Here is a 13,668-nt window from a genome sequence, read left to right as displayed (position 1 = left end):
GCCTTGTGAGTAAGTGCCACGCAGTTTCAACCGTGCGAGAAAAGCCCGTTTAAGCGGATTCCTCCCCTAGACATCTCTATTGATGCCCTGCCCGCACTTCTAGATACTAGCGGCTCTTTGCGCCTACATAGTCTCCTGAGGTGCAGTGGCATCGAGCGAAAGGAGTGGCCAATGGTGAACTTCGCTCTGCGAAGCATCACTAAGTTGGTACTTGTAGCGACGGCACTAGCCTCATAGGGGGTCCCGCCCAGGCCCTGATTCTTGTGCCCGATGCAAATTGTGGTGGGAGGGTTGGTTGTGCCTCCATAGGGATCCGCGGATGACCGCGTTGGCTCGAAGCTTTGAAAGAGGAGAAATACGACTTGCACTTCAACGTGGAGGGATCGCCAAGCACCATGCGTTTAGAGCAATGTCGGGTGTCTTATTCATCGCCATCATGTGCGTTGCGAGTGGCGGTGTGGCCGCCGACGATGTACTCGACAAGCTGAATTCGTCGACCGACGAGCTGCAGCAACTGCAGGAGCAATTGTCCAAGCCGGCACCGTCCGAGCAGTCGGCTGCCGCTGAAAGTTCCGGTACAGCCCAGGCCACGGCAAAACTGGCTGCATCCGCACCGCACTACGATGTCGTAGGCTTCAAGCTGGGGATGTCGGGCAAAGAGGCAGCAGCGGCGCTCAAGGCCCATGGCAAACTGCAGATCAAACCGGAGACGGTCAAGTACGACGTGTTGCCTTGGCCGCTCATGTATGGAGTCTTTGCGGCGAGCCAGGAATTATTGCGCGGCGGCCCTCCGATCATTCCCAATACGGAAAAAATCTACCTCATGCTCACCATGCAGCCCAACCCGCAGGTGGTCTCCCGCATCAGCCGCTACGTCACCTTCTCCAAGGAGACGACTCCGACGCAAGAAGTACTAGCCGCTGAGTTGATCAAGAAATATAGTGCCGTGTCTTTTGATCAAGGTCCGGACTGGTTTCGATCGGCCGGTCATCGGGCGATGGTGTGGGTGGACGATGCGCAAGGAAACCGGGTGAAGGGGATGAAAAGTATCCAGGAAATAGTGCATACGAAGAACGGCGACAGCACCATTCAGAATTGTATGTATACAGCCTCGACCTTCGGCCAGCCAGGCGCCGTGCAGCCCAATGCCATATCAGCCAATGATATCCAAGCCGATTTGTACGCGATGAAAAGCAGGCTCGAGAAGGGTTACGACCTCGGTGAGCAAGGCAGCAAAACCTGTCCCGACTACACCATCATTCACGCCCGGCTCTTCCGAGCGGCCGAGCTCGGTGTCTCCTCGAACGAGGTAGTGGGGGTGTTGTTAGTGAACATCGGCAGCCAGCCGCTCGATCGCAGCGCGACGGATGCCACGCATGATCTCCTGGTGCGAGCCGACAAGGCGCGGAAGGCGAAAGAAAAGGGGGCTGCCCAGAAGAATAAGCCGGCGCTGTAAGGACAGTGACGGAGCTTGTACGAGCCAGGAAAGGGGGAGCGTCTCATGCGGATATGGACAGTTGTATTGGTTGTGCTGATTGGGGCGATGCTCATAGCGCACAGCAGCAGCTTCGCTGCCGACGACTGCTGCACGCCGGAGGCCACGGCCAAGATTGCCGCCTCGGCGGGATACATCGATGTCGTCGGCATCAAACTCGGCATGCCGGCGAAGCAGGCGATGGAACTGATGAAGGCCGCCAATCCAGCCTTGAAGATCGATCTGCAGAAGATCGAATTCAACTGGGAATGCGCGACGACACGCGTCTGTAATACAACCGGTCAGAAGAAGCAATGGGTGTCTGTGGTCAAGGGCGAAGTTCCTTACGCTGAAGCAAAAGGCAGTGAGACGATTGAGGCTCACCTGACGCTGCCCCGAACCAACAAGTCGTCTATTACCTGTCGCGCAATTTGACTTTTCCAAAACAGGCAACGCCCACGGTCGAGAATGTCGTCGCCGGATTGAAGAAAAAGTATGGAACTCCCACGTCTATTCAGCCCATAGGTAGCCCGGAGCTCAGGTGACTCTTCGACTCCCAGGGACAGTTGCTCGATGAAAGCCGGGCGATGAAGCTCATGGTTGGGTCTTGCGAGCCGGGGACAGCCACGCCGCACATCGACGCTCCTGCCTCTGGGTACAGAGGGAGAACCCCTGTCAGTATGGGGCAGTGCGAAAAAGCGGGCGTGACTGTTGTAAAGGCATCGGTCAACCCTACGACAACGGGTGGCAACATGGCAGGCGTCGTGATGGTCAATATGGTCAATGTCCCGCTGTTGCGCAGCGCTGTCGACGCGACGAACGCCGCGCTCGATCACGTGCTCAAGGAGTACGACGAGAAGAAGACGAAAGAAGCCGAAAAGCTCGGCGGGCCGAAGTTCTGACGAACTGCTCATTGATGCGTTGAAAGGAGACTGTCTGATGAACACGCCATGGAAATCGGTGATCGGCTGCATCGTAATGGTTGTCGCGTTAGCAGGGCATGCGGCCGCTGAAGGATTGCGGACATTCTCGGCATCCAATTGAACATGCCAGTGCAGGATGCCTATGCGAAGCTCGAGGCGCAGCTCCCCAAGAACAAAATTCAAGTTAGGTCGGACACTCTGCCGACACTCGACAAGCCCGTCATCAGGTCGTTTTCGTCGAGGCCGGCGCAGGACGTTGGGGGCGGGGTGGAAAGCGATCAGGTGCAAGTGGACGCGACCTATCCGCCGAGCAAGCAAGTGGTGTGGAGAGTCATTCGCGAACACTTCTTCGCCAACAGAGGCATCCCCAAGGCCACGCTCCTGGCCTCGTTGCGCGAGAAGTATGGGAAAGAAACGATCACGAATCCCAACCTGAGAGAGCGGGCTGCCAACGACAGTCAGATTCAGAGTCTGGTATGGCTCTTCGACGACCAGGGTCGTCTGGCTCCTCTGCCGAAAACCAATAGTGCCGCCACGGTAACGGAGTGCCTCAACACGGCGGTGGAGCTAGCGATGAATCTGTCCAAGAATGCGATTAACAACCCTCAGCGGGGTTGGTGTTTCGACTCCTACAACGCCGTGTACACATCGGTGCGGGAGTCGGAGCTCCCGGAGTTGTACCTCACCATGCGTGTGGAAGCCGTGAGCTTGCCTCTCGCGCTGCGCGCGTCGGAAGCCACAGCGAAATGGCAAAAGGATATTGCTGAGGGGCAGCACAAACAGGACGTCGAGAAGGCCAAGCAGCAGGAGAAACCGAAACTGTAATGCCCAGAAGAATGAATCGGGAATTGTTGCCTTAGTCGGCTTGATACGGAAGTGCCCCATGAGACGACGAAGGGTACCACTGAGCCTGTTCTTCGTTCTGATATTGTTCCTGCTCCATTCCCTCCCCGCGAACGCCCAAATCACCAAAGCCTGGCCGAAGCACGATCCTGAACTCCTCACAAAACTCTACAAGGGCGATTTTGCTCATATCAGTGACGACAATTTCGGCCGGATGGACGTGGAAGCTGTGATGACGGCATTCCGAACGGACGCGAAAGCTGGGCCGGATAAGTGTCCGCTGTTTGGAGACACCGTGTCGGACACGGAGTCACTGGCCATGATGGCAAAATACCTTCGCTACCTGAATACGGACCGGCAGACTGGTACGTTTCCGAGCGCGCAGTTCATGGCCCTCAGCGTCTTGGGTGGCGCCTCGAAGGATGCCGCCGGCGTGTTTATGCTGGATCCGAACTTCTTGACCATGGCAATGGAGATACACAACCAGGGTTGCAAAAGCGAGCGGGTGCAGAAGATCCGAAACAATCTCATCAAGCTGCTGGAACAGCGGGTAGCCTGGTACGCGGTCAGGGATCACAGCAAAGAGATTGGTCTGCAGAAGCCCACGATTGTAGCGGTCACTCAACAAGCCTGGCAGCCTGCGGTCTCGAATGACGTCTCGCTTGCTGTGCAAGAACAGGCGCTCAGCCAGATCCGCGATCTTGAAGCAAAGGGCGCGCAGCTGTATGACTGCGAATATGGCCCTACCAATCCGGACAGTACGGGATCGGAAACCATCACATTCTGGTACAAGGACGTACCCCTCCCCATGGCAGAATTTCTGAAAGTGTCGCGCAAGCATCCGCTGGCCAAGTTCGGTGACGAAGCCATCACGACCTGTCCTGCGACGCTGGCCGATGCGCGCGTGACGTTCACCAGGGTGCGGCAGATCGGTCTGAACAAGGTTGATCAAGCCGGCTTGCCGCAGGCTGAGATTCCGCTGAACCGGATCATGGGCAATCTCTATCCCGTCTATCAGAACGTCAAAAAAAGTTGGACCGCCTATCAATCGACGCATGATCCTCGCGACCAGCAACAGGCGATCGCGGGAAAAGATCAGTTGCTCGGCGGTCCAGCTGGATACCAGACCGCGTGCGAGAAGATGAAACTGGCCGGTCAGCCCGCCAACAACATCCATTGCCAGATTGCTCAGCAGTTGACAGATGAATTTCGCGACATCCCCGATACACCCGGCGCGCATGACCCGAAGCGGCGCCCCGGCGGCGACTGTACGGATGACTTCAAGAAGCTCTTCGACCCCTATTGCAAGATACAGCGGTAGTGTCCCTGCGCGATGTTACCTAGGAGAATAGGTGGGACAGGGAATGGAAGCTGTGATGAGTGACAAGAAGATATCCTGCGTCTGGGGCGCGGTCCTCTTCGGCGTACTCACACTCCTCTCGGCCCAGTCGGCCTCGGCTGCTGCGGACGTCACACAAGCCCGGTACATGAGGCCAAGTCAGTTCCTGCACTCCATCAAACAGGTGTCGCTGACGCTCGGTGTCGATGTCCTCGCCGCCGACTCGGAAGAAAAACTGGCGAACGCGAGTCTAGGCGAAGTCCTGGACCGTGCACAAAAGAACCGGAGGTCCGCCTGTGCCCTGAGTGGCTTTGCCAATAACATGGGAATGTCACCGGGCGCGTGCTGAAGCGGGTGCAACGATGTTGTCTCACACTGTTCGCCGGTTGGACCCGGTCAGGTGCCGCGCTTCATGGTCGAAACCTATCTCCAATCCTTCGAGGGATTTACGCCGGCCGTTGCTGATGTGTCCAAGGCGGCTGCGAGCAAGTAAGTTCTGCATTTAGAGAAGAGAGGGACGGTCTGGTCTGTCCCTCAATGAATTGGAGGGACATCCGATGCGACTAGGTATGATGCTGGCGACGTTGTTCACGGTGGTCTTTGGCGTGTCAGCATGGGCAGGGATGGAGGAAGGAGAGGCGGCCTATAAGCGCGGTGACTATGCGACCGCACTACGGGAGTGCCAACCGCTGGCGGAACAGGGAAATCATGTCGCGCAGATGATGCTCGGTCGAATGTACTTGGAAGGGCGGGGAGTGCCCCAGGATGTCGAACAGGCCGAATTCTGGTTCATCCTGGCCGCTGCATCGGGCGATCCGACGGCCGAGACGCTCCGCAATTATATCGCCAGAGACTATATGACCGACGATCAAGTTGGTCGGGCGGCGCGGGAGGCGTGGTACTGGAAGCCCAAGAAATAGCGGTGCCCGCAACCATTTCGCCTCGTCCGCACGGATAAAGAAGTTAACGGAACGGCGGAAGGAAGAAGCCGCCAAGCACACCAGCCGAAGAGAAGTTTTAATGAGCCGTGAATACTCAATTGTTGCAAGCTTTGAAGAGGGTTCAGGGGGCGGGATGACGGATATCCAACAAAAGTTCTCGAAGGTGGGATTCAGCGACTGATTGCAGCGAGAGAAACTTGAGCCCGTAGGTGTTGTCCTGGGTCCACCGCACCGTGGCTGCCTCGACGATGACGGGGCTGCTTTCCTTGGAGACTTGCAGAATCAGGTTGTACTGCTCGCCGATTTCAAGCGGAATGTCGCTCAGCAAGCGACAGCCTCCGAGGGAGAGATCGATGAGAGTCCCTTCTCCTTCGGTATTCCCTTCGAACTGAACCGGAACCACGAGACGTTTAAACGAAAAAAGAGCGCCCGACGGTGTGTAAATTCGGGGGTGCTTTCGGAGGTCGATGAGCCGTCGGGCCTGTGAAGAGGGTTGACTCATTGATGAGGCTAATCTGTTCTTGGTGCATCATAGTGAATGGAGTTGGGGTTGCCAAGGAAATAGGTGTTTTTATGATGGGCTTTTCACGGAAGTGTTAAGAACACTTGGACCCGATGAATTCCGACAGATCAATACGTCTGACGTAGACCGAGGTCAGGTGCCGAGCCCGTATTTCTTGAGTTTGCTGAGCAGGGTTTTGTAATCGATCGCCAATGTCTTGGCAGCATGGGTCTTGTTGCCCCCGCATGCGCCGAGGACGCGCGCGATATGGAGGCGTTCGATCTCGTCCAGCGAAAGCTGCGTGAGATCCTCGGCCCGTATGGATCCCTGTCCCTGGGGGAGGACCTGAGTAACTTCCTCCAAACTGATCGGTGCGGAGCCGGTCTTCATCAACATTATTCGTTCAATTACGTTGCGTAGTTCGCGTATGTTACCGGGCCAGCGGTAGGCTAAGAGTTGCCGCATGGCCTCGGGGGACACGGTTCGTGTTGTGGCTCCGGGGATGCGCAGGGTTTTGAGAATATGGTCAATCAGCAGAGGCAAGTCGTCTCTTCGCTCACGGAGCGGAGGCACCAGCAGGGTAACGGTGTTAATGCGATAGAGTAGATCGTCGCGGAAGCGGCCTTGCAGGATCAGTTCTTGAAGGTCCTGATTCGTTGCACCGACGATGCGCACATTAGCATGTAGCGCGCGCGTGCTCCCGACGGGTCGATACTCGCCGCGATCGAGAAACCGTAGCAGACTCACTTGCATCGGACCCGGCATCTCCCCAATCTCGTCCAGGAGGAGTGTGCCGCCCTCCGCTGCAGCGATGAGGCCGAGCTTGGCCGAGGTCGCTCCGGTGAACGACCCCTTCTCATGTCCGAAGAGCTCGCTCTCCAGCAGTTCCCGGCTCACCGCACCGCAATTGATGGCGATGAACGGTCCATCTGCTCGACGGCTTAGATCATGCAGTAGCCGAGCAACGACTTCTTTCCCAGATCCCGTTTCTCCTTGAATGAGGATGGGTGCATTGGCCGGCGCAACCTGTACGATCTGGGCTTTCAACTTCTGCCAGGCCGGACTGGAGCCTTCCACGATGACGTCGCGCGTGAATCCTCCATGTCGTGCCGCGAGATTTTCCTGCTTGAGTGAGCGCATGGTCATCAATTTGGTCAACGCGGCCTTGACAACAGTGGGATCAAACGGGGTGTCTTTGACGAGAAAGTCCGACGCCCCGTGCTTGATGGCATCAACCGCGTCTTTGATGTCGCCATGACCGGTGAGCATCAGCACATCGATGGAAGGCTGGTGTTCCTTTACCCACTTCAGCACGGCACGCCCATCGAGGCCCGACATACGGAGATCCGTGATCACGCAATCAAGCGGTATGGTTTGAAGCACATCGATACCCGCCTGGCCGTTCTTCGCCACTGTTACCTCGCAGCCCTCTTCGCGGAGAGCCTGCTCCAGCACTAATCTGACGTATTCTTCGTCGTCGATAATGAGTGTGTGCATGATCTAAGCGTTCAGCTGTCAGTCCTCAGCCTTCAGCCGGCAGTTGTGGCGGATTGCTGAAATCTGATGGCTTCTTGGCTGTGAGGAAATGCCAGATAAAACGTGCTGCCTTGGCCGGGTGATGATTCTGCCCACACGCGACCACTATGCTTATCCATAACCATTTTGACGATCGCCAGTCCGACGCCGGTCCCTTCGTATTCGTTGACAGGATGCAGACGCTCGAAGAGACCGAAGATCTTGTCCGCCTGAGCAGGATCAAAGCCGATGCCGTTGTCGGAGATTGAGACCAACCACTCGGCTGCCGTCTGCTGCCCGCTGACGCGGATGTCCGGAGTAGGAGAGTGACGGGAGAACTTGATCGCGTTGTCGAGCAGATTGGTGATCGCTTGGCGGATGCTGATCGGCTCGCCATAAAAATGGGTGAATGGCAAGTCAACGGTGATCGTCGGGATTATGCCGACCGCCTGCGTCTGTCGTTCGCGCACGAGTTGGTTGACCATCTCTGACAGGTTGAACCGAGTTCGAGGCAAGTCTTGTTGTTCCAGTCGTGAATATTTCAGGAGCGCATCGATCATGTGCGTAAGACGGAGCGCAGATTTTCTGATGACATCGACGTGGTGTTTGATCTGTGGGTCTCCGGCCTCTGCGAAGTGTTTTTCCAGCAGCGAGGAAAACCCTTCGATTTCTCGCAACGGGCCTTTCAAATCATGAGCGATCGAATAGGTAAACGCTTCGAGCTCTTTGGTCTTGCGCACCAGCGCAGCACCACGCTCACGCAAACTGGAGAGCATCGACGTGAGGGAAGTGGCAAGGATGCCGACCTCATCGCGGCTAGGCCAGGGTTCAAACGTGGCCGACAAATCCTGATGGGCGACGCGGTCGGCGGTCGCGGCCAACGTCATGAGCGGATGCGCGATATGCCTGGTGGCTAGAACATACGTGGCGCCGATTACTAACGCCAAAATGAGCGCGAGGGACAACGCGATCAGGCGGGCGTGGCCGAGCAGGCGGTCACCCTCATGCTTCATTTCAATGTCAATCTGTGTATGAGCCTCTACAAGTTGATTGAGACCATCGATGATGCGTGTCACGAGTCGATCGGTCTCGTCTATCATGGGTTGAGCAAGCGCGGGTGACACCAACAATTGCTTTCCATTCATGGTCAATTTTTCCAACGAAGCGCTAATTTCCGCAAGAGCTCGGTCTTCCTGCTCCGCCAGATCCAGTCGATGGTGTTCAGTCAACATCCCGTACAGAACGGGATGGGTGCGCGCTGCGTGTGTGCCGTTGTAAAGGTCAAGAGCCGTCTGAATCGCCGCGCGATGGCGGTCGAGCTGGGTCACAGTCTCCTGGATTGAATCAGGAGAGTTTCCCTCAAGGTGGAGGTGGAATGCCAGCTTCAGGTCGTACGCCTCCCGTTGCATGTTTGCTGCGGTCACGATCGCTGGAATCGTAATGCGTTTGTGTCGGTCAACATAGCTGTTAATGCGGGTGAGATAAAACAAGAGCGCCGTCAAGCTCAGTGCCAGGAGGGTCAGGATCAGTCCGAAGGAAACGAGCAACTTCTGGCCGATGGAGAGATGACGAAACCGATCCGTCGTAGAGCGGTTCATGAGGCTACCGTATCATAGGGGGAAGTTGTGTGCCAGTTGAACCAGGGAGAGGTGCGGTCGTTATCAGAGGCACGTGAGGATCAATCCCGCAAGGGCGCAGGAAGGCGCGACAGGGGTGGTGGGTCCCCTGCCCCTAGTCAAACAGGGGTGTAAAGAAGGACGGGCTGATCTCCAGCGCCAATGGGTGACGATTACGGAACGAGGGGTTTGGTCAGATCATTATGGACCGAGTTATCCGGCGCGGTGACATCGATTCCTCCCGCGGGTGTTGGTTTGTCGAGGTTGGTATATTGGAACGTACCAAATGGTTGGATCTGCTCGTCGGTTGGCAGTTGTTGACGGTTCCAGCCTCCGCCGAGCGCACGGATCAGCGCCACTGAAGAAGTTAGCAATTCGGCCTTGATCTGCACTGAATCGATGCGCGCAACGAGCGTGTTGACCTGCGCATAAATAAGGTCAAGGCTGGAAATCAGACCGCCCGTATAGAGATCCATGGACAGGTTCTGGGTGGTGAGCGTGGCCGCAACGGCGGCGTCCTGCCGGTTGGCCGCCGTCGTCAGCAAGTTTGTGAGACTCAAATTGTTTTCCACTTCGCGAAAGGCGTTGAGCACCGTGGAACGGTATCGGTCTTCTGTCTCACGATAAACCGACCAGGACTGCTGCAATTGGGCGCGGCGATACCCAGCCTGGAAGAGGGGCAGTGACACGGTGGAGCCATACGAAAAAAAACTATTGGCGAGCGTGACCAGATTAAAGCCGGTAGATTCGTATCCGCCGCCGGCCCGGAACGACACATTGGGATAAAAAGCGGCGCGGGCGATGCCGATGGCGCGGTTCGCTTGCGCCATCTTGCGCTCCATCCCGGCGATGTCGGGCCGGCGCTCAAGCAACGTGGACGGGATTGTCTGCGGAATCTTGAATTTCGGCACTCGAATTTCATCGACCGGCTCGATCGTGAAACCGGCCGGTGCCATATTGACGAGAGTAGCGATCGCCTGTTCCGTCACTTGGCGCTTAGCTTGAATCTGGGCTTTTTTCGTCTGAGTACTGAACAACAGAGATTGGACACGGGCGACGTCGAGTGCCGATGCGATCGCGCCGATGAACTGGGCCTCGACAATCTCGAGCGACTGTTTGTAGTAGTCGATCGATTGAGTATAGATCGTCATCTGGGCGTCATAGCCGCGCAGCGTGAAATAATCCGCTGCAATTTCCGCCTGAAGACTCAGGCGCGCGAGCCCAAAGTCGGCGGCGCGCTCTTCGGCTCGGTAGAGTTCCACGCGCGTGGCGTTACGGAGTGCCGACCAGAAATCAGGCTCCCAGGAGGCGATCCCTCCGGCGGCCACGCTGTTGGCGAATTGTGAAATTTCTGGAGGGCGAAACAGAGCATTGACCGATTCTCTATTGCCCGACGCACCGAACCCCACACCTGCATGAGGAAGGTACTGCGATCGGGCCATCATCATCACGTCGCGGGCTTGGACGAATCGCTCAGCAGCGGCTTGCAGATCAGGATTGGCCGCCATGGCCTGCTCTTCAAGCCTGTTCAAGACCGGATCGTCAAATAGCGTCCACCAATCTGAACGCAATTCATCATCCGACGGCTTCGCTTCGACAAAGGGACTCGACCCACGCCATGAGGCAGGGACGACATATTCAGGCGGTTGATAGGTGGGCGAGAGATCGACAGCCGGGAACCAATTACAGGATGACAAATTGAACGCCAGCAACAAAAAACCGCTATGCTTCACCCATGCTCGAACGGTGCGTGACAGTCGAGGTTTCGTTCTCACGTGTTGCCCCGTTCTTAGTAATGGGTATGTCATTTTGACGATGGTTCCTTCGACGCAGGCCCTTCCGTCGTGATGAGATCATACCCCGGCGCCGGCGTCACAACGCGAACCTTGTCACCCTCGAGCAACGCGGCACTGGGGTTGTTCACCACGCGATCGCCCTCGGAAAGCCCCTCCGACACTTCGATGACGTTGTCGAGGAGTTTGCTCACAGTGATCGGTTTGAGGTGCACTCGGTCGTCCTCCGTCACCACGGCCACTTGTGTGCCGTGCTCCTGGAACACCAGCGCGGTGGACGGAATCGTGAATACCTTTCTATCAACCGGCGCCGTCAGCACGACCTTGCCATACGAGCCAGGCCAGAGGGCCCGGTCCTCGTTGTCGATGGTGAAGACGGTGACCGCCGTGCGTGTGCTCACATCAAATCCGCGGGCGACGGTCAGAAATTTGGCGGTGAAATGACGATCGGGCAATTGCGGGACGGTCACGTCGGCCGTCAGGCCCAACTGGAGAAAGGGGCCGAAAGACTCCGGTACCGAGACGAAGAGTCGCATCATGCTGACGTCGGCGACAGTGAAGAGATTGCTGATTACGCCGGGAGTACTGATCGTGCCTTCCTTATTGACGTAATCGCCGACGTTGATGTTGCGCACGGTGACCACGCCGTCATAGGGCGCGACGATGGTTTTAAACCGAATCAAGGCCTCAAAATTCTTGACGTTCTGCTCCGCCGCCTTGACCTTTGCCGCTTCGGCCTTCGCATTGGCCACCTGTACCGAGATCGACTGTTCTGAGACCGCATGGTTTGCGCGCAGCGCCAACCATCGCTTTGCGGTAATGTCCGCGAGCGCATATTTGGCGCGCTCCGAGTCCAAATCCGCCCTGGCCTGTGCATATTGGGCGTCGAGGGCCGGTGCATTGATTTCGGCGAGGATGTCGCCCTTCTTCACCAGCGCGCCGTAATCCTTGTACCACATCTTCACGTAGCCAGAGACCTGTGCATAGATCGGGGCCTCAAACCAGGCTGTAATATTCCCAGGGAGTGTGATCGTCTCGCTCGTATCCGCCGGCATTGGATTGACGATGGCAACAGTGGGAACGGCGTCTTCGACCGTCTTCTGCTGCAACGCTACGGCATCGCTTTTGCCCTCATAGATGCGAAAACCAAGGTAGAGGAGGAACAGAAGGATCGCGGACAGTACCACGACTTTTCCGCGGAGACGTTGCATCATGATGCACGCTCCTTCTGGCGAACCGTTCGCCTGTTATAGATCATAGCGTACACACAGGGGACGAAAAACAGCGTGAAGACCGTGGCCACGAGCAACCCGCCGATGACGGCGCGACCCAGCGGCGCATTCGTGGAATAGCCCGTTGCCATGGGAACCATCCCGATGATCATGGCCGAGGCGGTCATGAGCACCGGGCGGAGGCGGGTCTTCCCCGCTTCGATCGCGGCCCGCAACGCGTCACCGTGTTCTTGGAGCCGTTCGCGCGCATAGGAGACAACCAGGATTGCATTGGCGGTCCCCGTGCCCATGGTCATGATGGCACCCGTGAGCGCCGGCTCCGATAGGCGCGTATGGGTCAGGAACAACGACCACGCGATGCCTGCCAACGCGCCGGGTAAGGCCGTAATGATAATAAACGGATCGAGCCAGGATTGGAAGTTAACGACGATCAACAGATAGACCAGCACGATTGAGGCGAGCAGCCCGAAGATCAGCTCGAAATAGGCGTCGTGCATCAGGGAGGCCTGACCATGGATTTCGACCTCAGCGCTGCGGGGCTTCTCGTGCTCCATACTCTTGGCGATCTTCTCCACATCCGTTAGCACCCCGCCCAGGTCACGCCCTTCGGTCGAGACATAGATGTCGAACAGCGGCATGATGTTCCCGTGCGTGATCACGCCTGGCGTACCCTCCGCGGACAGGTCAGCCAAATTGCCGAGCAACTGCACATCGTGATCGTTTGCCGGATTGGTTGAGGAATTGATCGGGACGGTCTTGAGACTATTGAGGCTGTTGATCTGCGGCTGCGGCGTATAGACATTAATCAGGTACGACATGCCGGTCCTGGGATCGAGCCAATAGATCTGGTCGACCTGTTGGCTGCCGGCGGTTGTCATGAGCAGATTGTCGGCTATGTCTTTCAGGGTCCTGTTCACACCGAGGCCGAAGGTGCGGTTGCCTTCGACCATGAGGGTCGGGGTGCGCATCGTTTGTTGGATCACCACGTCCACGGCACCGGGGATCTCGCGGAACTTGCCCACCAATTTGCGGGCGAACTCGTAGTTGGAGGACATGTCCGGGCCGTTGATTTGCACGTCGATCGGCGCCGGGGCGCCGAAGTTGAGAATTTTGGCCGTCAGGTCGGAGGGCTGGAACGTGAATTCGGTGCCCGGGTAGCGCTCCGTCAAGCCTTTGCGGAGAATGCGCCGAAACTCCCACACCGGCGACTTTTCATTCTCCAAGAGGATCGTCAGATCGCAATCCTGGGAACCGATCGTCGGCGTCGGAATGAAGGCGAGGTTGTGCGGACCGACAGGCAGGCCGCAATTACTGACGATATTTTCGACCTGACCGGGCAGCAGTTCCTCGATGCTGTAGGAGACCAGCGTGGCGATACGTCCGGATGCCTCGATACGAGTTCCGAGCGGCGCCCGCATATGCATCTGAATCACGCCCGACCGGATCTCGGGGAAATAATCACGGCCGAGGAAGAAAAAGAGGGACAGGGA

General features: G+C 57.1%; 13 protein-coding genes. 7 read left to right on the top strand and 6 right to left on the bottom strand.

Annotated elements, in window-relative coordinates:
• Positions 1-409 precede the first annotated feature (409 nt).
• The 7 genes from VEI50_01265 to VEI50_01235 all read left to right on the top strand — a co-directional run bounded on the left by VEI50_01265 (position 410) and on the right by VEI50_01235 (position 5,499).
• On the top strand, positions 410-1,456 hold the full coding sequence (locus tag VEI50_01265) for a hypothetical protein (GenBank protein ID HXX73741.1): 1,047 nt from the start codon (positions 410-412) through the stop codon (positions 1,454-1,456).
• Positions 1,457-1,501: 45 nt separating this feature from the next.
• Positions 1,502-1,909, top strand: a complete 408-nt coding sequence (locus VEI50_01260; protein HXX73740.1) for a hypothetical protein — start codon at positions 1,502-1,504, stop codon at positions 1,907-1,909.
• Between the two features lie 245 nt (positions 1,910-2,154).
• The gene (locus VEI50_01255; GenBank protein HXX73739.1) at positions 2,155-2,376 is read left to right on the top strand and encodes a hypothetical protein; all 222 of its coding nucleotides are present in this window, start codon (positions 2,155-2,157) and stop codon (positions 2,374-2,376) included.
• A gap of 144 nt (positions 2,377-2,520) precedes the next feature.
• Complete coding sequence (locus VEI50_01250) at positions 2,521-3,222, top strand: hypothetical protein (protein HXX73738.1); 702 nt, start codon at positions 2,521-2,523, stop codon at positions 3,220-3,222.
• Between the two features lie 58 nt (positions 3,223-3,280).
• Positions 3,281-4,561, top strand: a complete 1,281-nt coding sequence (locus tag VEI50_01245) for a hypothetical protein (GenBank protein ID HXX73737.1) — start codon at positions 3,281-3,283, stop codon at positions 4,559-4,561.
• Positions 4,562-4,592: 31 nt separating this feature from the next.
• Positions 4,593-4,928 (top strand): hypothetical protein, encoded by a 336-nt coding sequence (locus VEI50_01240; protein HXX73736.1) that lies wholly within the window; start codon positions 4,593-4,595, stop codon positions 4,926-4,928.
• Between the two features lie 208 nt (positions 4,929-5,136).
• A complete protein-coding gene (locus tag VEI50_01235) occupies positions 5,137-5,499 on the top strand; it encodes a hypothetical protein (GenBank protein HXX73735.1) in 363 nt (120 codons plus the stop codon).
• A 142-nt stretch (positions 5,500-5,641) separates the two neighbouring features.
• Here VEI50_01235 and VEI50_01230 read toward each other — a convergent pair whose 3' ends face one another.
• The 6 genes from VEI50_01230 to VEI50_01205 all read right to left on the bottom strand — a co-directional run.
• Complete coding sequence (locus VEI50_01230; protein HXX73734.1) at positions 5,642-6,022, bottom strand: PilZ domain-containing protein; 381 nt, start codon at positions 6,020-6,022, stop codon at positions 5,642-5,644.
• 153 nt (positions 6,023-6,175) lie between these two features.
• On the bottom strand, positions 6,176-7,519 hold the full coding sequence (locus VEI50_01225) for a sigma-54 dependent transcriptional regulator (GenBank protein ID HXX73733.1): 1,344 nt from the start codon (positions 7,517-7,519) through the stop codon (positions 6,176-6,178).
• A 32-nt stretch (positions 7,520-7,551) separates the two neighbouring features.
• Complete coding sequence (locus tag VEI50_01220; protein HXX73732.1) at positions 7,552-9,135, bottom strand: ATP-binding protein; 1,584 nt, start codon at positions 9,133-9,135, stop codon at positions 7,552-7,554.
• A gap of 191 nt (positions 9,136-9,326) precedes the next feature.
• Positions 9,327-10,928: an efflux transporter outer membrane subunit gene (locus VEI50_01215; protein HXX73731.1), complete on the bottom strand. Its 1,602-nt coding sequence runs from the start codon at positions 10,926-10,928 to the stop codon at positions 9,327-9,329.
• Between the two features lie 29 nt (positions 10,929-10,957).
• Positions 10,958-12,160 carry an efflux RND transporter periplasmic adaptor subunit gene (locus VEI50_01210; protein ID HXX73730.1) on the bottom strand — a complete coding sequence of 401 codons (1,203 nt, stop codon included), beginning with the start codon at positions 12,158-12,160 and terminating at the stop codon, positions 10,958-10,960.
• The coding region (locus tag VEI50_01205; GenBank protein ID HXX73729.1) for an efflux RND transporter permease subunit at positions 12,157-13,668 on the bottom strand (1,512 nt) is incomplete at its 5' end. The genes VEI50_01205 and VEI50_01210, both read right to left, overlap by 4 nt.

It is taken from the genome of Nitrospiraceae bacterium, from assembly GCA_035623075.1.
GTDB lineage: Bacteria > Nitrospirota > Nitrospiria > Nitrospirales > Nitrospiraceae > DASPUC01.
The sequence above is the reverse complement of the archived record's forward strand: the minus strand, read 5'-3'. Positions and strand labels throughout refer to the sequence as shown.